This is a genomic window from Bradyrhizobium sp. USDA 3311 (assembly GCF_054062495.1).
Genome location: NZ_JBSSFI010000001.1, coordinates 1,024,815 through 1,045,223, shown reverse-complemented (window position 1 = coordinate 1,045,223; position 20,409 = coordinate 1,024,815). Strand labels below are relative to the sequence as shown.

The 20,409-nt window shown below is 65.8% G+C and carries 17 protein-coding genes; 12 read left to right on the top strand and 5 right to left on the bottom strand.

The genetic code is table 11. The annotated features are described in order from the left end of the window. Window positions 1-4: 4 nt before the first annotated feature. The 3 genes from ACVWW6_RS05090 to ACVWW6_RS05080 are packed head-to-tail and all read right to left on the bottom strand — an operon-like array spanning window position 5 to window position 4,800. Window positions 5-1,750, bottom strand: a complete 1,746-nt coding sequence (locus tag ACVWW6_RS05090; RefSeq protein ID WP_011083850.1) for an ATP-binding response regulator — start codon at window positions 1,748-1,750, stop codon at window positions 5-7. After that, a complete protein-coding gene (locus tag ACVWW6_RS05085; RefSeq protein WP_060909436.1) occupies window positions 1,720-3,798 on the bottom strand; it encodes a sensor histidine kinase in 2,079 nt (692 codons plus the stop codon). Before ACVWW6_RS05085 ends, ACVWW6_RS05090 begins: the two co-directional genes overlap by 31 nt. Window positions 3,799-3,804: 6 nt before the next feature. After that, on the bottom strand, window positions 3,805-4,800 hold the full coding sequence (locus ACVWW6_RS05080; RefSeq protein ID WP_011083852.1) for a TRAP transporter substrate-binding protein: 996 nt from the start codon (window positions 4,798-4,800) through the stop codon (window positions 3,805-3,807). Window positions 4,801-4,987: 187 nt separating this feature from the next. Here ACVWW6_RS05080 and ugpB point away from each other — a divergent pair, with 187 nt between their 5' ends. From ugpB to ACVWW6_RS05020, 12 genes are all read left to right on the top strand, one after another. Next, on the top strand, window positions 4,988-6,328 hold the full coding sequence (gene ugpB, locus ACVWW6_RS05075) for a sn-glycerol-3-phosphate ABC transporter substrate-binding protein UgpB (RefSeq protein WP_456680268.1): 1,341 nt from the start codon (window positions 4,988-4,990) through the stop codon (window positions 6,326-6,328). A gap of 205 nt (window positions 6,329-6,533) precedes the next feature. Then, a complete protein-coding gene (locus tag ACVWW6_RS05070) occupies window positions 6,534-7,565 on the top strand; it encodes a M4 family metallopeptidase (protein WP_011083854.1) in 1,032 nt (343 codons plus the stop codon). Window positions 7,566-7,591: 26 nt separating this feature from the next. Next, window positions 7,592-7,867 (top strand): protealysin inhibitor emfourin, encoded by a 276-nt coding sequence (locus ACVWW6_RS05065; protein WP_456680267.1) that lies wholly within the window; start codon window positions 7,592-7,594, stop codon window positions 7,865-7,867. Between the two features lie 66 nt (window positions 7,868-7,933). Next, complete coding sequence (locus tag ACVWW6_RS05060) at window positions 7,934-8,869, top strand: aminoglycoside phosphotransferase family protein (protein ID WP_161532982.1); 936 nt, start codon at window positions 7,934-7,936, stop codon at window positions 8,867-8,869. 406 nt (window positions 8,870-9,275) lie between these two features. Further along, complete coding sequence (locus ACVWW6_RS05055) at window positions 9,276-10,898, top strand: ABC transporter substrate-binding protein (protein ID WP_456680266.1); 1,623 nt, start codon at window positions 9,276-9,278, stop codon at window positions 10,896-10,898. 269 nt (window positions 10,899-11,167) lie between these two features. After that, complete coding sequence (locus tag ACVWW6_RS05050) at window positions 11,168-12,181, top strand: ABC transporter permease (protein WP_456680265.1); 1,014 nt, start codon at window positions 11,168-11,170, stop codon at window positions 12,179-12,181. 3 nt (window positions 12,182-12,184) lie between these two features. Continuing rightward, window positions 12,185-13,084: an ABC transporter permease gene (locus ACVWW6_RS05045; protein WP_456680264.1), complete on the top strand. Its 900-nt coding sequence runs from the start codon at window positions 12,185-12,187 to the stop codon at window positions 13,082-13,084. Window positions 13,085-13,178: 94 nt separating this feature from the next. Next, on the top strand, window positions 13,179-15,014 hold the full coding sequence (locus ACVWW6_RS05040; RefSeq protein WP_456680263.1) for a dipeptide ABC transporter ATP-binding protein: 1,836 nt from the start codon (window positions 13,179-13,181) through the stop codon (window positions 15,012-15,014). A 15-nt stretch (window positions 15,015-15,029) separates the two neighbouring features. Beyond that, complete coding sequence (locus ACVWW6_RS05035; RefSeq protein ID WP_028172697.1) at window positions 15,030-15,209, top strand: DUF4089 domain-containing protein; 180 nt, start codon at window positions 15,030-15,032, stop codon at window positions 15,207-15,209. Between the two features lie 7 nt (window positions 15,210-15,216). Further along, entirely contained in the window at window positions 15,217-16,611 is a 1,395-nt protein-coding gene (locus tag ACVWW6_RS05030; protein WP_304550353.1) for an AtzE family amidohydrolase, read from the top strand. 1 nt (window position 16,612) lies between these two features. Then, window positions 16,613-17,005 carry an oxalurate catabolism protein HpxZ gene (hpxZ, locus tag ACVWW6_RS05025; RefSeq protein WP_011083862.1) on the top strand — a complete coding sequence of 131 codons (393 nt, stop codon included), beginning with the start codon at window positions 16,613-16,615 and terminating at the stop codon, window positions 17,003-17,005. 4 nt (window positions 17,006-17,009) lie between these two features. Continuing rightward, window positions 17,010-17,732, top strand: a complete 723-nt coding sequence (locus ACVWW6_RS05020) for a GntR family transcriptional regulator (RefSeq protein ID WP_028172700.1) — start codon at window positions 17,010-17,012, stop codon at window positions 17,730-17,732. A gap of 107 nt (window positions 17,733-17,839) precedes the next feature. Here the strand turns inward: ACVWW6_RS05020 and atzF are convergent, their stop codons facing one another. Together atzF and ACVWW6_RS05010 are read right to left on the bottom strand one after the other, a co-directional pair. Beyond that, a complete protein-coding gene (atzF, locus tag ACVWW6_RS05015) occupies window positions 17,840-19,648 on the bottom strand; it encodes an allophanate hydrolase (protein ID WP_456680262.1) in 1,809 nt (602 codons plus the stop codon). 207 nt (window positions 19,649-19,855) lie between these two features. Then, a complete protein-coding gene (locus tag ACVWW6_RS05010; protein WP_456680261.1) occupies window positions 19,856-20,350 on the bottom strand; it encodes a MarR family winged helix-turn-helix transcriptional regulator in 495 nt (164 codons plus the stop codon). Window positions 20,351-20,409: the final 59 nt, after the last annotated feature.

The window sequence follows — 20,409 nt, the reverse complement described above, 5'->3', positions numbered from 1 at the left end:
GAGATCACGGCAGTTCGGTCGCGGGGAGGGTAATGGTGAAGGTCGAGCCCCTGCCGGGGCCGTCGCTGTCGGCGGTCACCTCGCCGCCATGCATGTCGATAATACGCTTGACGATGGAAAGCCCAAGCCCCGTCGAGCTCTCGCCGGCGGTCGGTTTTGCCGACAGCCGCTGGAACCGGCCGAACAGGCGGCCGAGATCCTCCGGCGACAGGCCGGCGCCCTCGTCGCTGACGCGGACGATGGTCTCGCTGCCCTCATGGGCGACGGCCACGCTGATCTTGCCGCCGATCGGTGAGTACTTGATGGCGTTGCTGATGAGGTTGTCGATCGCCTCCCGGATGCGGTCGGTGTCGCACATGGTGACGATGTTGGACGGCGCGGCGACGCTGATCGCCTGCTGCTTGTTGACGGCGAGCGGCTGGTTGGCGTCGGCGACCTCCTTGACCAGGGCGGCGACGTCGACCGGCTCGCGGCGGATGGTGATGTCGAAGGCATCGGCCATCGCGTCCGAGATCAGGTGATCGACCATCGTGGTCAGGCGCTTGGTGGCGTCGCGGATGTGATCGACCTGGGCGACCACGCCGCTGGACGAGGCGCCGGTCGAGATCAGCTCCTTCAGCATCTCGGTGCGGCCGAGGATGACGCCGAGCGGATTCTTCAGATCGTGCGCAACGGTGCCCAGGATCTCGTTCTTGAAGCCGTTGGCGCGCTGCAGCCGCAGCCACTGCGCCGAGAGGCGGCGGTTGGCCTGCATCAGGGCGCGGGTGCGCTGGGCGACGCGGTCTTCCAGCTGCGTGTTGGCGTCCTGGAGCTGCTGATAGAGGATGACGTTGTCGAAGGCGATCGAGAGCCGGCTGGAGAAGATCTCGACCAGCGAGCGGTCGGTCTCGGACAGCTCGCGCTCGGCCTGCAGCAGCACGACCACCTCGCGGCCGCTTCCGGTGCGCAAGTAGATCACGCTGCGGTGGTCGGCGAATTCGTTCTTGCGGCGCTGGAAGGCGGCCTCGACCATCTCGCGCAGGTCGGGGTCGAGCGCCTTCGACGTCGTGGTGCCGATGAAGCGGCTGTAGCAGCCGCTGCCGGCGAGCACCGAGAGCTCGGGGTCGACGCCGCCATTGTCGCGCAGGACCAGTATTCCGGCGCAATCGACATTGAGCAGCGAGGCGAGCTGGGTCAGCACGCCCTCGGCGAGCCGCTGCATCGACTTGAAGTCGTACAGCGTCGAGGCCGCGTCGATGATGATCTCGAGGCCGCGCCGCGTCTGCACCATGCGCTCGAGCTGCTGATAGGAGCGCAGCGCCGCGGTCAGCGAGGTGAACAGCTTGTCGGCGGTGAGCTCGGTCTTGGCCTTGTAGTCGTTGATGTCGTACTGCACGATCACGCGCCGCTCGGGCGCTTGGCCGGGCTGGCCGGTGCGCAGGATGATGCGCACGGTCTCGTTGCGGATCTCGTTGCGGATGAACTCGACCAGCTCGAGGCCGGCGACGTCGGTCTCCATGATGACGTCGAGCAGCACCGCGGCGATGTCGTTGTGCGCGGCCATCAGCTTGCGGCCTTCGGCCGCGGAATAGGCGGAGAGGATCTCCAGGCCCTGGCCGTTGAGGCTGTAATCGGACAGCGCGAAACGGGTGCCGTCATGCACGGCCGGATCGTCGTCGATGACGGCGATCTTCCATTTCCGGGCGTCCGTATCCTCCGACGCGGTGCCGGTGTCGTCGATCAGGTGGAGGACATCGTCCTGTTCGGCCATTGAGAAGTCCCGTCAGTCTCTGTGCTTTGCGCGCCGCCCTTGGCGACCCGAGGCATGATAATGCGAAAAGTAGTGCCTTGTCCCAGCTTGGATTCCAGCATCATCCGCCCGCCGAGCTGCTGGGTGACGAGGTTATAGACGATATGGAGGCCAAGTCCCGTACCACCTTCATTGCGCCGGGTGGTAAAGAATGGGTCAAAGGCCTGGCGCTGCACGTCCGGGGTCATGCCGGCCCCGTCATCGGTGAAGATGATCTCGATGTCGTCGGCCCCGCGCGGCCGCGCCGAGATCGTGATCGTGCCGGCGCGCCCGTCGGCGAAGGCGTGGTTGGCGGCGTTGAGGAAGAGGTTGGTCAGGATCTGGCCGTAGGAGCCGGGGTAGCCGTCGAGCAGCAGGCCCTCGGGCACGTCGACCTGGAGCGTGATCGGCGAGCGCTTCAGCACCGGGCGCAGGCTGGCGATGATCTGGTCGGTGGCTTCGCTCAAGCTGAACTGCCGCCGCTCGGCATGGGAGCGGTCGACCGCGACCTGCTTGAACGACTGGATCAATTCGCCGGCGCGCTGGAGATTGGCGACCAGCTGCTGCGAGGCATCGCGCGAGGCCTGCACGAACTCCTCGAGCTGCGAGCGGCGCAGGCCGCCCTCGCCCTTGAGCTGCGCCTCGAAGATATCGCTGCGCCGGGCAAAGCTCGACGCAACGGTGAGGCTGATGCCGATCGGGTTGTTGACCTCGTGCGCGACGCCGGCGACGAGGCCGCCGAGCGCCGCGAGCCGCTCGGCGTCGATCAGGTTCTGCTGCGCGGTGTTGAGCTCGAGCAGCGCGCTCTCGGCCTTCTCCTTGGACGCGCGCAGCTCGTCCTCGGTCTCACGCTTGGCGATCGCGTTCTCGCGGAACACCTCCACCGCGCGGGCCATGGCCCCGACCTCGTCGCGTGCCTTGGTGCCCTGCACCTCGCGGTCGAGGTCGCCGAGCGTGATCGCGCGCATCGCCGCCATGATCTGCTGCAGCGGCAGGCGGATCGACAGCGCGATCAGCACGCCGGCGGTGAGGATGATGCCGAGGAAGATCACCGCGATCGACAGCACGCGCCGCGAAATATCCGCCAGCGTGCGGTCGAACGTCTCCTGCGCCTTCTGCTCGCGCTGGCGCATCTTGGTGGAGAGGTCGTCGATGGCGCCGATCGCCTCGGCCTGGCTGGCGTCGATGGTGTTGCGCAGTAGCTCGGTGCGGCTCATCAGCTGCTCGGAGAGTTTTGCAAAGCCCTCGCGCAGCGCCACGGTGCGGGTCGCGAGCCGTTGCAGCGCCATGCGCTGGAGGTCGTTGTCGGCGAGGTCGATCATCACGGGGATGGTCTTCTCGATCGTCTCGGTGTTGTGGCGCGCGTCGTCGGCCGCGCCTGACGACTGCGACAGATAGTAGGAGTTGGCCGCGACCAGCATCGCGGTGAAGGCCTCGCGCGACTTGCCGAGCGAGGGCCAGATGAGCGCGTCGCGATGGCCGGTGGCGCCTTCGATGATGGAATACAGGCCCGCCATGTCCCTGGCCGGGCCCTGGACCTGGTCCTCATAGGTCTTGGCGATGGTGGCCTGGACGCTGCGCAGCTCGCCGAAGCCGTTGAGGAAGCGGTCGGTGGTGCGCTCCAGCTCCTCGACCGAGCCCGACAGCATCGGGTCCTTGGCGGCGCGGTTGGCGAGTGTCCCCAGCACCGCCTCGCGCAGCAGCAGGATTTCCGCGAACAGGTCCGGGCTCGGCTGGTTGATGTAGCGGTGGATCAGATTGTGCAGCCGCCCGGTCTCGCTTTCGAGCAGCGCCAGGATCCGGTCGGACTCGCGCACCTGGCGCACGTCGTCCCAGGCCGAGCCCAGCACCTGCGAGCCGTTCCAGATCAGCGCCACCAGCACCACCACCACGGCGGAGTTCAGCGCCGCGATCGACAGGATGCGCCAGCGGATCGGCACCGCCCGGAGCGCGCCTACGAGGCGCGCGCGCAGCCGCCCGAGCGGCCCGGGCTGCCTGTCTGCGTGCTCGCTGTGTCCAGACGCGGGCAACGAGGCTCACTCCACCTTGCGAATGCGTTCGATCAGTGCGGCCGCGGCGGGATCGCGCCCGGCCTTGGCGTAGATCGCCGCCATCGCGCCCTCGAACGGCTTGCGATCGATATCCCTGACGATGGTGACGCCGGCTTCCTCCGCCTTGCGCTGCGACTGCTCCTCGAGGTCGCGCCACTTCTCGCGCATGAAGCGGCTGGAGCGCTGCGCGGCCTCCCGGAAGATGGTCTGGTCGTCCGCCGACAGGCTGCTCCAGGCCTTGAGCGAGATCACCAGCACTTCGGGGCTCATCGTGTGCTCGGTGAGCGCGAGGTAGCCGGCATGTTTGTAATGGTCCGTCGTCACGAAAGATGGCCAGTTGTTCTCGGCGCCGTCGATCAGATGATTGGCAAGCCCGGCGAGCACCTGCCCATAGGGCATCTCGATCGGCTCGGCGCCGAGCGAGCGCATCATCTCGCTCATCAACTCCGATTGCTGCACCCGGATCCGCAGGCCCCGGAGGTCTGCGATGCTTTTGACGGGGCGGGCGCCGTTGTAGATCGAGCGCGCCCCGGAATCGTAGAAGGCGAGCCCGACGAAACCGTAGGGCTCGAAGCTGCCAAGGATCTCGCTGCCGATCGGCCCGTCCAGCACCTTCTGCATGTGCTCGATGGACCGGAACAGGAACGGCATGGCGAGCACGTTCATCGCCGGGACGAAATTGCCGATCAGCGCCACATTGGTCCGGTTGAGGTCGATCGCGCCGGCCCGGGTCTGCTCGATGGTCTCCTTCTCCTCGCCGAGCTGGCGGGAATGAAAAACCTTGATCTCGTGCCGGCCGCCGGTGCGCTCGGCGATCAGCGCGCCCATGTAGCGCAGCGCCTGGACGGTCGGGTAATCCTCGGTCTGGGTGTCGGCGGCGCGAAATTCACGCGCAACGGCGCTCGTCGCGCAAATGGCGAACAAAAGCGCGATGAAAATCACCCCGGTCCGTGAGAGTTCGGCACGGTTCAACACTGGCACACTCAACCCCTCAGTGGTGGAGTCTATGGCGAGACCAAAAGGTTCAATGCAATCTAGCAGATGGTTAAGGGAAGGCCATCCCGCCGCGGCCCGCGGGGTGATTGTGCGGCGCGGCCGGCCGTCATTCCCGGTTGAAACTGGAAATGCCGCGCCGTAAGCAGGACGGGGTCGCCTTTTGCCGCGCGACATGGAAAGAGCCATCGTGATTTCAGCATTGCGCTGTTTGCAGGTCGTTGCCGCCGCCGCGGCCTTCACGTTCACCGCGCAGGCCAACGCCGCCACCGACATCGCGTGGTGGCACGCAATGTCGGGCGAGCTCGGCCGGCAACTGGAAAAGCTCGCCGCCGACTTCAACGCCTCGCAGTCCGATTACCGGATCGTGCCTGCTTACAAGGGCAACTATACCGAGACGGTGACGGCGGCGATCTTCGCCTTCCGCTCGCGCAGCCAGCCCGCGATCGTCCAGGTCAACGAGGTCGCCACCGCCACCATGACCGCGGCCAAGGGCGCGATCTATCCGGTGTTCAGCCTGATGCGGGACCAGGGCGAGCCGTTCTCGCTCAACGACTACCTTCCCGCCGTCTCCGGCTACTACACCGATGCGGCCGGCAATCTGTTGTCGTTCCCGTTCAATTCGTCGACGCCGATCCTCTACTACAACAAGACCATGTTCCGTGACGCCGGCCTCGATCCGGAGGCGCCGCCGAAGACATGGCCGGAGCTTGGCGCGATCGCAAAGCGTCTGCGCGACCGCGGCGCTCCTTGCGGCTTCACCACGTCCTGGCCGTCCTGGATCCACATCGAGAATCTCTCCGCCTTCCACAACCTGCCGCTCGCGACCCGCACCAACGGTTTTGCCGGGCTCGATGCCGAGCTGACCATCAACAATCCGGTCGTCGTCAAGCACGTCGCCCAGCTGGCTGAGTGGCAGAAGACCAGGCTGTTCGACTATGGCGGCCGCGGCCAGTCGGCCGAGCCGCGCTTCCAGAACGGCGAATGCGGCATCTTCATCGGCTCCTCGGCGACGCGCGCCGACATCAACGCGAACTCGAAATTCGAGATCGGCTACGGCATGATGCCGTACTGGCCCGAGGTGAAGGACGCGCCGCAGAACTCGATCATCGGCGGCGCCACGCTGTGGGTGCTGCGTGATCGGCCGCGCGCGGAATACAAGGGCGTTGCGCGGTTCTTCGCTTATCTGTCGCAGCCCGGCGTGCAGGCGGCCTGGCACCAGAACACCGGATATCTGCCGATCACCCGCGCCGCCTACGAGCTGACGCGCGCGCAAGGCTTCTACGAGCGCAATCCGGGCTCGGCGATCTCGTTCGAGGAGATCACGCTGCATCCGCCGACGTCGAACTCGAAGGGCATCCGGCTCGGCTCCTTCGTGCTGATCCGCGGCGCGATCGAGGACGAGCTGGAGCAGGCCTTTGCCGGCCAGAAGAGCGCGCAGGGAGCGCTGGATTCCGCCGTCGAGCGCGGCAACAAGCTGCTGCGCCAGTTCGAGCGCGCCAGCCCGGAGCGATAGGCGCTGCTCGGCCCGCTGCGCGCGCACGCGACTCCACATCACGAAATTTGAAGCGATGCACGGATCCGCGGGCGGGCCGCAAATCCACGCTCTCGAAACAATGACGCCCGTGTGAGCCACATCACTTGTGCCGCGGGCGCGCAGCGATAATCTTGAGGTTGTTTTAACTATCATTTTTCCGGAAAAGTTGTGATGGAGATCGCTTATGCCTTGCTCATGTTGCATCATCCCGAACGACGTTCTGACCAGACTTTCCCAGGACAAGAAGCTGTCCGCCGTGCTTCGCAAGCAGATGGTCGACACCGTCCAGGTCAGTCACGAACTGCGCGAATTGCGGACGCAGACGGCGAAATTGACCAGCGTCGTGGCGGCGCGCGCCGCAGGTCTGGTCACGCTGGCCGCGGCGCCGACGGTCACGGTCTACGACTGCAAGCACACGCAGACGCTGCCCGGCACGCCCGTGCCGAAGCCGAAGACGTCCTCGGACGGCTCCGTCAAGCGCACCTTCAACCAGACCACCAAGGTGGCCAGGTTCTACCAGCAGGTCTTCAACCGGAATTCGATCGACGATCACGGCATGACCATGATGTCGTCGGTTCATTTCGGCGAGAAGTACAACAACGCGATGTGGAACGGCTCGCAGATGGTCTATGGCGACGGCGACGGCAGCATCTTCGTCGACTTCACCCGCGGCAACGACGTCATCGGCCACGAACTGACCCATGGCGTGACCCAGCATAGCCTCCAGCTCGCCTATAGCGGCGATGCCGGCGGCCTGAACGAGAGCATCTCCGACTGCTTCGGCTCGATGTTCCGGCAGTGGGAGGCCAAGCAGGACGTCAAGAAGGCTGACTGGCTGATCGGGCGCGACATCATGGGGCCGGCGGCCAAGAAGAAGGGGTTCGCCTGCCTGCGCGACATGGCCGATCCCGCCGCCAAGCACTGCCTGGCGCCGCAGCCGACCAAATATTCGCAAGTGACGCCCGGCATGGACCCGCATTACGCGAGCGGGCCGCCGAACCTCGCCTTCTACACCGCCTGCACGACGCTTGGCGGATACAGTTGGGCCAGGATCGGGCAGGTGTGGTATCATTCGCTCACTGGTTTCGGGCCGGCGCCGAACATGACGATGAAGGCATTCGCGGCGCGGACCCGGCAGGGTGCCCACACGTTGTATCCTGGCGATGCCGCAGTCCTCGCCGCCGTCGATACCGGATGGAAGAAGGTCGGGCTCTAAAACGTGCGATACGGAAGGAAGGAAGCGTGGATCGCTTGAAGATCGAGCGCGTCGGAGGGTTCGCCGGCTTCGGCGGCCCTCACCTCAAGAGCCGCGGTGAAGTGGCATTGTCGGATCTGTCCGCCGCCGATCAGAAGACGGTGGAGCAGCTTTTTGCCGATCCGAAGAAGGTCGCGCCCGCGCATCCAGGTCAGGCCGACGCGTTCAGTTACCGGATCACGCGCGGTGCGCAGACCATCGAAGTCCCCGAGCATGCGGTCCCCTCGACCATCAAGAACAGCGTCAAGGATGTCCTAGAATAACACCGGACGGAGCCGGGCGCTGTGATGGAGGAGTCGCTGCCGCCGGATTCAGTCGGTGCTTGGGGCATGTCCGCGTCGACGAGCCTCGAGGCCTACCGTGCCTTGCGCGCCGACCAGTCCCGATGGCTGCCGATCGCGCTCGACATCGCGCGCAGCCACGGCCTCGACGTCGGCGCGCCGCAGGTGTTTGTAACAGGTACCAATCTCGTGGTCGGCCTCGGTGAGCGCCTGATCCTGAAGATCTTCCCGCCGCTGCTCCACGCGCAATTCGTCTCCGAGCGCGGTTCGCTGACGCAGCTTGCGGGACGTCTTTCCTTGCCAATTCCGCAGGTCGTCGCGGAAGGGATGCGCGACGGCTGGCCCTATCTCGTCATCACGCGTCTTGCCGGCACGCTCGGCTCGGAGGTCTGGCCGTCTCTGCCGGAACAGCAGAAGGAGCGCCTGCTGCGCCAGATCGGCGAGACCATCGCGGCCGTGCAGCGCGCGCCGCTTGGCCCTCTCGCAGCAATAGAGCCGCGCTGGGACGAGTTCATGCGCGCCCAGATGCAGGGGTGCCGCGCCAGGCACCAGCGTCTCGGCCTTGCGCCCAAATTCCTTGGAGGCCTCGACGATCTCCTGCGCGATGCGGCCCGCCTCGTTCCGATGGACGCGCCGCCGGTGCTCCTGACCGGCGAATACATTCCGGAGAACTTTCTGCTCGCCTGCCATGACGGGCAATGGTCGCTCGCCGGCCTGTTCGACTTCGGCGACGTGCGGGCGGGATGGCGCGACTACGACCTGCTCGGCCCCGGCGCCTTCATGGCGGCGGGCCGGCCGGGGAGGGTGCGCAGCCTGCTCGAAGGGTTTGGCTATGCGAAGCTGGACTATGCGCTCAAGCGGCGCCTGATGGCCCTGATGCTGCTGCACCACGCCAGCGATCTCAACAGCCACATCTGCATCGAGGGCTGGCAGGACAAGGCGAAGGATCTCGTCGAGCTGCAGGACCTGATCTGGGCGGAGTGAGTGCTCCGGCCCCACCCCTCTCCGTCATTCCGGGGCGCCGCGAAGCGGCGAGCCCGGAATCCATTTTCCCACGCATTCTGAGGCCCGATGGATTCCGGGCTCGATGCTGCGCATCGCCCCGGAATGACGGCCGGGCCTGGTGGCTTCAGCACGGGCGCCGCGCTACCTGCGCGATGAGTCCTGCCGTCGCCTCCCGAATGGGCTCTCACGCTTTATCGATGAAATTTTGAGCAATTCTCCGTCTTTGTATGCAATCAGGAAGTGCGCCGCTCTCCGGAAAATCAGGCAAAAATCAAAAAGATCAAGTGATATCAGTTGATTAGCGCGAGACTAACGCCTCGTTAAGCTCTGGCACGAACCTTGCGAATCCAGTTCCAACCAGAAACTTTTGTGTTGGAGCGATTTCATGAAGCGCCGCGATTTCCTCAAGTCCGTTTCCGGATTGGCCGCAGGCGCGGCGCTTCCGGCCATGCCGTCCGTGATCTCCTCGGCCAAGGCCGATGCGCGTTCGGAGACGCTGCTGATCGTCTCGGAGGGCGGCCCCAACAATCTCGACATCCACGGCGTCGGCACCAACGTGCCCGGCTATGAGGTGTCCTGGAATTGCTACGACCGGCTGATCAGCCACGAGATGAAGAGCGGCCCCGGCGGCGTGCCCTATTACGATCGCGACAAGTTCAAGGGCGAGCTCGCCGAGGACATGAAGATCGACGACGTGTCGGTCACCTTCAAGCTGAAGAAGAACGCCAAATTCCACGATGGCGCGCCGGTCACCGCCAAGGACGTGAAGTGGTCGCTCGACCGCGCCGTCAGCGTTGGCGGCTTCCCGACCTTCCAGATGAGCGCGGGCTCGCTGACCAAGCCCGAGCAGTTCGTCGTGATCGACGACTACACCGTGCGCGTCGATTTCCTGAAAAAGGACAAGCTGACGATTCCCGATCTCGCGGTGATCGTGCCCTGCATCGTCAACTCCGAGCTGGTCAAGAAGAACGCCAGCGAGAAGGATCCCTGGGGTCTCGAATTCACCAAGCAGCAGACCGCGGGCTCCGGCGCCTACAAGGTGACGAAGTGGACCGCCGGCACCGAAGTGATCATGGAGCGCAACGAGGATTGGGTCGGCGGGCCCTTGCCGAAGATCAAGCGCGTGATCTGGCGCATGGTGCCGCAGGCGGGCAATCGCCGTGCGCTGCTGGAGCGCGGCGACGCCGACATCTCCTACGAGCTGCCGTTCAAGGATTTCCAGGAGATGAAGGCGAGCGGTAAGCTCAACGTGGTGTCGCTGCCGTTCTCCAACGGCATCCAGTATATCGGCATGAACGTCACCAAGCCGCCGTTCGACAACGTCAAGGTGCGGCAGGCCATCGCCTATGCGCTGCCCTACCAGAAGATCATGGACGCGGTGCTGTTCGGGCTCGGCAATCCCATGTTCGGCGCCCCCAAGGACAAGGCCACCGAGGTCGCCTGGCCGCAGCAGCACAAATACAACACCGACATGGAGAAGGCGAAGGCGCTGCTGACGGAGGCCGGCTACGCCAACGGTTTCGAGACCACGATCTCGTTCGACCTCAATTTCGCCGGCGTCAACGAGCCGCTCTGCGTGCTGGTGCAGGAATCGCTCGCCCAGCTCGGCATCAAGACCACCATCAACAAGGTGCCCGGCGCCAACTGGCGCACCGAATTGAACAAGAAGGAGATGCCGCTCTTCACCAACGTGTTCTCGGGTTGGCTCGATTACCCCGAGTACTTCTTCTACTGGTGCTATCACGGCAACAATTCCGTCTTCAACACCATGAGCTACAAGTCGGCGGAGATGGACAAGCTGATCGACGGCGCGCGCGTCGCGGCCGCGAGCGGCGACACCGCGACCTACGACACCGACGTGAAGGGTTTCGTCGATCTCGCCTACAGCGACATCCCGCGCATCCCGCTATACCAGCCCTTCGTCAACGTCGCGATGCAGAAGAACATCAGCGGCTACCAATACTGGTTCCATCGCCGCCTGGACTACCGCGCGATGGCAAAGGGGTGAGGTGTCATGCTGATGGTCGGCGACGCATCGGCATGTGTTGGTCTCTTCCACTGGAGTGAGGTGGGCACTGTCACCTCATTCCCTCCCCCCTTGTGGGGTCCGAGGCGAGCGAAGCTCGCTCTCGAGGGCAGGAAGGGGGGTAGCCACGAACTCCGACCCCTCCCGGAGCCACCCCCCTCCCTAGCCCTCCCCCACAAGGGGGGAGGGAACGCAGCTGAGCAAGTCGTTCGAATTTGCTTCCAATGGCTAGGCAGAAGGAGAGCACGCCCATGCTGACCATGATCGGCAAGCGCCTGATGTTCGCGATACCCTCGCTGATCGGCGTCGTCATCGTCACCTTCCTGCTGACGCGCGCGCTGCCTGGTGATCCCGCCGCGTATTTCGCCGGTCCCGCCGCGACGAAAGAGGCCGTCGAGCAGATCCGGAAGAAGCTCGGCCTCGACCGGCCGCTGATCGAGCAGTTCTTCCGCTACACCAACGACCTCGCCCATGGCGATTTCGGCAACTCGCTGACCACGGGCCAGCCGGTCGCCGCCGAGATCCGCAACCGCCTGCCGGCCTCGGCCGAGCTGACGCTGCTCGGCCTCATCGTCTCGATCGTGATCGCCATTCCGCTCGGCGTGCTCGCGGCGACGCGGCCGGGGTCATGGGTCGATCACCTCTGTCGGGTCACGACGACGGCGGGCGTGTCGCTGCCGGTGTTCTTCACCGGCCTCGTGCTGGTCTACGTTTTTTATTTCCGGCTCGGCTGGTCGCCCGCGCCGCTCGGTCGTCTCGATGTGTTCTACAGCGCACCGCCGACGGTGACCGGCTTCTATCTGATCGACACCCTGATCGCGCGCGACCTCGAGGCGTTCCGCTCGGCGCTGAGCCAGTTGATCCTGCCCGCGACGACGCTTGCGATCTTCTCGCTGGCGCCGATCGCGCGCATGACCCGCGCCTCGATGCTCGCCGTCCTGTCGTCGGAGTTCGTCCGCACCGCGCGCGCCAGCGGGCTGTCGCCGGCGACCGTCATCGTCACCTACGCCTTCCGCAACGCGATGCTGCCCGTGATCACCACGCTTAGCATGGTGTTCTCGTTCCTGCTCGGTGCGAACGTGTTGGTGGAAAAAGTGTTCGCCTGGCCTGGCATCGGCTCCTATGCGGTGGAGGCGCTGATCTCGTCGGACTTCGCGCCGGTGCAGGGCTTCGTGCTGACGATGGCGGTCATGTACGTGCTGCTCAATCTGGTGATCGACATTTTGTACGGCGTGATCGATCCGCGCGTCAGGTTGGAGGGCTAAACCATGAGCTCCGTTGCGCCTGCTGTTGAACCCGTCGGTCCCGCCCGTACCTCGGGACTGGTCGCGATCCTCGAACAGACCCGCTACGTTCTCGGCGAAAACAAGGTCACGGGGTTTGCCTTCGCGCTGCTGATCCTGATCCTCGCCGCCGCGATCTTCGGTCCCTATGTGGTGCCGTATGATCCGCTCGCCTCCGACACCGCCGCGTCGCTGAAGCCGCCCTCGGCGGCGCACTGGTTCGGGACCGATCAGCTCGGCCGCGACATCTTCAGCCGCGTCGTCGTGGCGACGCGGCTCGATACCTTCATCGCGGTCGCCTCCGTCGTGCTAGTGTTTTTGATGGGCGGCCTCGCCGGCATCGCAGCGGGCTACTTTGGCGGCTGGACCGACCGCATCGTCGGCCGCATCGCCGACACCATCATGGCGTTTCCGCTGTTCGTGCTGGCGATGGGCATCGTCGCCGCGCTCGGCAACACGGTGCAGAACATCATTCTGGCCACGGCCATCGTCAACTTCCCGCTCTATGCCCGCGTCGCGCGTGCGGAGGCCAATGTCCGCCGCAATGCCGGCTTCGTGCAGGCCGCGCGCCTGTCCGGCAACGGTGAATTCCGCATCCTGCTGGTGCACATCCTGCCCAACATCATGCCGATCATGATCGTGCAGATGTCGCTGACCATGGGCTACGCCATCCTCAACGCCGCGGGCCTGTCCTTCATCGGCCTCGGCGTCCGCCCGCCGACCGCCGAATGGGGCATCATGGTCGCGGAAGGCGCGGGCTTCATGGTCTCAGGCGAATGGTGGATCGCGCTGTTCCCCGGCCTCGCTTTGATGATCGCCGTGTTCTGCTTCAACCTCCTCGGCGACGGCCTCCGCGACATCGTCGACCCGCAGCGGAGGACGTGATGGCAAAGCCCCTGCTAAGATTCCCCAATGATTCCAACGCCATTCTACTGTGCATGGGGTTGTTTTCGCACTTTTTGAGTGACGGGAGCCATCCATGACGGCCCAGCCCTTACTCGACGTCCAGGACCTCACGGTCGAATTCACCACCCGCCGCGGCATCGTGAAGGCGGTGCAGCACGTCAACATCTCCGTCGCCAAGGGCGAGACGCTGGCGATCGTCGGCGAGTCCGGCTCCGGCAAGTCGGTGACGTCCTATGCGGTGATGCGCATCCTCGACCGTGCCGGGCGGATCGCCGATGGCTCGGTGATGTTCTCGGGCATCGACGTGAAGGCTGCGACCGAAGACCAGATGCGCGACCTGCGCGGCCGCGAAGTCTCGATGATCTTCCAGAACCCGCGCGCCGCACTCAACCCGATCCGCAAGGTCGGCGATCAGATCGAGGACGTGCTGCGCACCCATGTGCAGCAGGCCCAGGTCGCCGATCACGGTGAGAAGGCGATCGAGGCGCTGGAGCAGGTCAAGATCGCCCGCCCGCGCGAGCGCTACCACGCCTATCCGTTCGAACTGTCCGGCGGCATGTGCCAGCGCGTCGTCATCGCGCTCGCGCTGGCCTGCAACCCGCAGCTGCTGATCGCGGACGAGCCGACCACGGGCCTCGATGTCACCACCCAGAAGGCGGTGATGGATTTGATCGTCGAGCTGACCAAGCGCCGCGCGATGTCGACCATCCTGATCACGCATGATCTGGGTTTGGCCGCCGCCTATTGCGACCGCGTCGCGGTGATGGAGAAGGGCCGGGTGGTCGAGACCGCCACGGCCGCCGATATCTTCGCCAATCCGCAGCACCCCTACACCAAGAAGCTGATGCGCGCGACACCGCGGCTCGGCGTGAGCTTGCGGGATCTGTTGCCGGAGGAGGAGGGGGCTTCCTTCGCCTCTCCCCGCGTGCGGGGAGAGGCCGACGCACGAAGTGCGGGGGGTGAGGGGGACTCTCCAAGCACCGTGCTCGCGGAGACGCCCCCTCACCCCAACCCTCTCAGCGCGAGCGAAGCTCGTCGCGACCCCGCAAGCGGTGAGAGGGGGAAGAGCGAACAGCCTCTCCTTCTCATCGAAAAGCTCGTGAAAGAGTATCCCCGTCAGGGCGCCACCGCCACGCTCGGCAAACTGTTCGGCCGCAAGCCGCCGGTGGAGCCGGATGTATTCCGCGCCGTCGACGGCATCAGCTTCTCGATCGGCCATGGCGAGAGCGTCGGGCTCGTCGGCGAATCCGGCTGCGGCAAATCGACCACCTCGATGATGGTGATGCGGCTCCTGGATCAGACCTCCGGCCTGATCCAGTTCGACGGCGAGGACATCGGCGGCATTCAGCCTGCCTCCTTCGCCCGGCTGCCGCAGCGCAGCCGCATCCAGATGGTGTTCCAGGACCCGACCGACAGCCTCAATCCGCGCTTCACCGCCGCGCGCGCCATCGCCGACCCGATCATGCAGCTCGGCGACGTCAGGGGCCGCGACGCGCTGCGCGCCCGCTGCGAGGAGCTGGCCACCATGGTCGGCCTGCCGCACAATCTGCTGGATCGGTTCCCGCACCAATTGTCCGGGGGCCAGAAGGCCCGTGTCGGCATCGCCCGGGCGATTGCCCTGCACCCGAAACTCGTCATCCTGGACGAGCCGACGGCGGCGCTCGACGTCTCGGTCCAGGCCGTGGTCCTCAATCTGCTCCAGGACCTCAAGGCGCGGCTAGGTATGAGCTATCTGTTCGTCTCGCATGATTTGAACGTAGTGCGCTTGCTGTGCGATCGTGTCATTGTGATGCGGACGGGTCGAATCGTCGAGGAAGGCTCTTCCGAGAGGGTTTTGAGCGATCCGCAGGACGACTACACCAAGGAGCTGCTGACGGCGATCCCGCATCCGCCGTTGCCGGTACACTGATTGTTTGGGAGCGTGATGGCCGAGCCGCTGGACGATTATATCGACGCCGTATCGAAAGCGCTGGCATTGCCGATCGAGGAGGCCTGGAGGCCGGCGGTTCGCGCCAATCTCGAAGTGTCGCTGCGGCTCGCCCGCCTCGTCGACGAATTCGCGCTGCCGGACGAGACCGAGCCGGCGCCCATCTTCTCCGTCTGACGCCGCCATGACCACCAAGCCAGAGATGAGTGCTGCCGACATCGCGAAAGCGGTGGCAGGCGGCAAGATGTCCGCCCTCGCTGCCACCGAAGCCGCGCTCGCGCGCATCAAGCAGCACGACACCATCCTCAATTCCTTCACCGACGTCACCGCCGAGCGCGCCCTTGCGAAAGCGCGTGCGATCGATGCCGACATTGCCGCCGGCAAGGAGGTCGGCCCGCTTGCAGGCGTGCCCTTCGCGGTGAAGAACCTGTTCGATGTCGCGGGCCTCTCGACCCGTGCCGGCTCGAAGATCAACCGCGACCTCGCACCCGCCAAGCGCGACGCCACCTTGATCGAGCGGCTGGAAGCGGCCGGCGCGGTTCTGGTCGGCGCGCTCAACATGGGCGAATACGCCTACGACTTCACCGGCGAGAACATTCACGACGGTCCATCGCGCAATCCGCACGATACGACGCGCATGAGCGGCGGCTCCTCCGGCGGCTCCGGCAGCGCCGTCGGCGGCGCGCTGGTGCCGATCGCGCTGGGCTCGGACACCAACGGCTCGATTCGCGTGCCGTCCTCGTTCTGCGGCATTTTTGGTCTGAAGCCGACCTATGGCCGGCTGTCGCGGGCGCGGTCGTTTCCGTTCGTCGCGAGCTTCGATCATCTCGGCCCGTTCGCGCGCTCCGTCACCGATCTCGCGCTCGCCTACGATGCGATGCAGGGGCCGGATGCGGGCGATGCCGCCTGCACCACACGCGGTCTGGAGCCGACGGTGCCGCTGCTCGCCAATCCGGTCTCGGACCTGCGCATCGCGATCGCCGGCGGTTACTTCCAGAAGAACGTGTTTCCCGAGGCGGTCGAAGCCGTCAGCCGCGTCGCCAAGGCGCTCGGCGCGACGCAAATCGTGGATGTGCCCGAAGCCGCGCGTGCCCGCGCGGCGGCTTACGTCATCTCCACCACCGAAGGCGCCTCGCTGCATCTCGATCGCCTGCGCAAGCGTCCGAACGATTTCGATCCCGCCGTGCGCGACCGCCTGATCGCGGGCGCCATGGTGCCCGCGCCGCTGGTGGATCGCGCGCAAAAATTCCGCCGCTGGTATCGCGCGCAGTTTTCCGAAATCTTCAAATCGGTCGACGTGCTGCTGGCGCCGGCGACGCCGTGCACTGCGCCAAAGCTCGGGCAGGTGAATTTCAATCTCGACGGCGTCGAGCTGCCGGTGCGCGCCAATATCGGCATCCACACCCAGCCGATCTCCTTCATCGGCCTGCCCGTGGTCGCGGTGCCGGTGCCGCTCGAGCCGCTGCCGATCGGCGTGCAGATCATCGCCGCGCCCTGGCGCGAGGATATCGCGTTGCGCGTCGCGCATACGTTGGAACGGATGGGCGTTGTTGCAGCGCCAGCCCCGAGAGGATTCTGAGATGGAGATCGATCTCCCAGAGGTGATCGCGGAAGTCAAAGCCGCATTCGATCGTTATGAGCAGGCCCTGGTCACCAACGACGTAACCGTGCTCGGCGAGCTGTTCCGCAACGATCCCCGCACGCTGCGCTACGGCATCGGCGAGAACCTCTATGGCTATGAGGCGATCTCCGGCTTCCGCGCCGGCCGCTCGCCGGTCGGCCTGAACCGTCGCACCGCGAAAACCGTCATCAGCAGCTATGGCCGCGACACGGCCGTCGCCTCCACCCTGTTCTATCGCGACACGGCGCCCGGCAAGGTCGGCCGGCAGATGCAGACCTGGATTCGCTTCCCGGAGGGCTGGCGCGTCGTCGCCGCCCATGTCAGCATCATCGACGAGTCGAAAGAGACCTGATCGAATGACGCTTGACGACCTTCCGCAGGGAACTCTGCCGGCCGAGCCGGTGGTGCCCCGCGTCGACCGGGCCCTGCCGTCGGTGCAGAAGGTCACGCGCGCCGAGGAGCTGCGTCTTCAGCTCGCCGACGAGATCGTGCGCGGAGCCCTGGCTCCCGGCTCGCCGCTGGACGAGACCGACATCGCGCGGCGTTTCAACGTCTCGCGCACGCCGGTGCGCGAGGCCCTGCGCCAGCTGGTGGCGAGCGGCCTCGTCGAGGCCCGGCCGCATCGCGGCGCGGTGGTGGCGCAGCCGTCGATCGAACGGCTGAAGAGCATGTTCGAGGCGATGGCGGAGCTGGAAGCGCTGTGCGCCGGCCTTGCCGCCGAGCGCATGTCCGCCGCCGAACGCCACGGCCTGGAAGCCATCCACGAAGAGCTGCGTGTCCTCAGCTACACCGGCAATCCCGATCGTTTCCACGAGGTCAACGAGCGCTTCCACAACGCGATCTATGCCGGCTCGCAGAACGGCTACATCGCCGAGATCACGCTGGCGACCCGCGTCCGCGTGCAGCCGTTCCGCCGTGCTCAGTTCCGCAACCTTGGCCGTCTCGCCAAATCGCAAGCGGAGCACGACCGCGTCGTCGTCGCCATCATGCGCGGCGACAAGCAGGGCGCCGCCGCCGCCATGCGCGCCCATATCGAGTTGGTGCGCGGGGAGTACGAAATCTACGCGGTGTCGGTGTAGGCGACGCGCACTCCGTGCCGTAGGGTGGGCAAAGGCGCAAAGCGCCGTGCCCACCACCTGGCTGGTGGTAATGGTGGGCACGCTACGCTTTGCCCACCCTACGAGAGCTACGCCGTGGCCGCCTCCGCCATATACGCGCGCCAACCGCCGTAGCTTGTGATGTCTCGCGCTTCGCCGAGCACTTCCGGCTCGACGAGAAAGCCCTTCACGCTGCGGCCGTCGGCGAGCCTGATGGTGCCGATCGCCATCGGCGCCGGAATCGCGTTGACGAACTTGCCGAACGCAGCCGCAGAAAGCGACCAGATCTCCAGCTCGATGGCCGCGCCTTTGCCGGCTGCGACGCGCAGCATGCCCGGCTTCGGTGGCGTCGTCGGAAGCGCATAGAGCTTGTAGTCCGGTGCGGTTTTGGTCGCCTCGATCAGCTTTCCGTTCAGCGCCTTCAACTCGCCGTTCAGCGCCATGCCGGACAGATGCGCGCCGACGACGGCGATCGGAATCTCGTCGATGCCGCCTGCGGCAAGCGGCGAGAGCGCGGGTTGCGCGACGCCCTTCGCGCCGACGCTCAGCCTGGTATCCGCATGGAACACGCGGCCGATGCTCGCAAGCAGCGCATCGCGGCCGGCCGGCGCCAGCAGCGTGATCCCGAACGGGATGCCGTCGGCGCGCATCGATGCCGGCACGGCGAGGCCGCAGAGGTCGAGCAGGTTGACGAAATTGGTGTAGGTGCCGAGCCGGCTGTTGAGCTCGATCGGGTTGGCCAGCACCTGCGCGGTCGTATACGCGGTCGGCGCCGTCGGCAGCACCAGCGCGTCGATATTGGCAAAGGTGCGCTCGGCGATCTTGCGCAGACCCTGCAGGCGATAGAGCGCGGAGAAGGTGTCCGCCGCCGTCAGCCGCGCACCGGCCGCGGTGATCTCGCGCGTCACCGGATGGATCATATCGGGCGCGGACGCCAGCAGGTTCTTGATCACGAGATAGCGCTCGGCGACCCAGGGGCCTTCGTAGAGCAGCCGCGCCGTCTCGTAGAACGGCTCGAGGTCGAATTCGACCAGTGTCGCGCCAAGCGCGGTCCAGCGCTTCAGCGCCTCGCCATAAGCGGCTTCCGCCTTCTTGTCGCCGAAGAAGATCAGCTGCCCGTTGCGCGGCACGCCGAGGCGCAGGTTTGCGGGGAACGGCGTGAGCGCGCCGAGCGGCCGGTCGCGCGAGAATGGATCGGCCTGGTCAGGTCCCGCCATCACGGAGAGTGCGAGTGCAGCATCGTCCACCGTCAAGGCGAATACCGAGATGCAGTCGAGCGTGCGGCAGGCAGGCACGAGTCCCGCGGTCGAGATCATGCCGAGGCTTGGCTTCAGCCCGACGACGTTGTTGAGCATGGCCGGCACGCGGCCGCTGCCGGCGGTGTCGGTGCCGAGCGACAGCGGCACCAGCCCGGCGCCGACGGCGGTCGCCGAGCCCGAGCTGGAGCCACCGGGAATCAGATCCTCGCGAATCGAATTTTTGGGAATGCCGTAGGGCGAGCGTACGCCGACGAGGCCGGTTGCGAACTGGTCGAGATTGGTCTTGCCGATGATGATGGCGCCGGCTGCGCGTAGGCGCTCCACCGCGGTCGAGTCATGGGTCGGTGTGTAGGAGAAGGCGGGGCAGGCCGCCGTGGTCGGAAAGCCCAGCGCGTCGATGTTGTCCTTCACCGCGACCGGGACGCCATAGAGCGGCATGCTGGCGGCATCCGCGCGCGCGGCAAGCTTTTCAGCTTCCGCGATCGCGTCCTTCTCGTCGCGCAGGCTGATGAAGACGGCGGGATCGTCGTGGTCGCGGATGCGTTGATAGGTGCGCGCGATCGTCTGTGCCGGCGTGAGCGTGCTCGCGCGATGCGCGGCCACAATCGCGGCGATCGTTTCAGGCTGCTCAGCCCCCATTTTCAGCCCTCATGGCGACAAAACTCCGGCAACATGTCCTCACCCGGATTGAAGCAAGCGATGTGCCATTGTGTACAGAATCCGGGCAGCGCGAATGCTCCGGATACTATCGGGAGATCAGTAGGTTGGGGGATATTTCGGCGGCCGGGCGGGCCGTCGCGCCAACGCCTTGTTCCGGGCATTTGCGCAAATTTTGGGCAGTCTGGATCAGGTGAAGCCAGCGAGGATCTGGAGCAGCCGCTCGCGGTTCTCCTTGCCGATCTTCGCCTCGACATGGCGCTCGTGCTCGTCGGCGAGCCGCTTGAACTTCGCCAGCGCCGTCTCGCCCTGGGCGGTGAGGTGCAGGGCGTGGGAGCGCCGGTCCGCCTTCGACTTGACCCGTTTCACCAGCTTGCGGTGTTCGAGGCTGTCGAGCAGATGCACAAGCCGGGCGCGCTCGATGCCGAGGCGCTTGGCCACCGCCATCTGCGACAGGCCCGGATTGGCGCCGATTACCGTCAGCACCGAATATTGCGTCGGCCGGATGTCGACCTCGCCCAGCGTCTTGATGAAGTCCTGAAAGATCCAGATCTGGAAGCGCCGCACCGCGTAACCGGCGTGTCCGACCAGCGCGTCGAGCCCGATCTCGTCGGCATCGTTCGGCCGCGCCGCGCCGTTGCCGGCGCGTTTGCGTGGGGAAGTTTGGGCTGCGGTGGCCGTCACGTCGCGTCTCCTGCCATGCATCCCTTGTAGCGCCTCGGACGGCCGTGCGGAAGATTGTT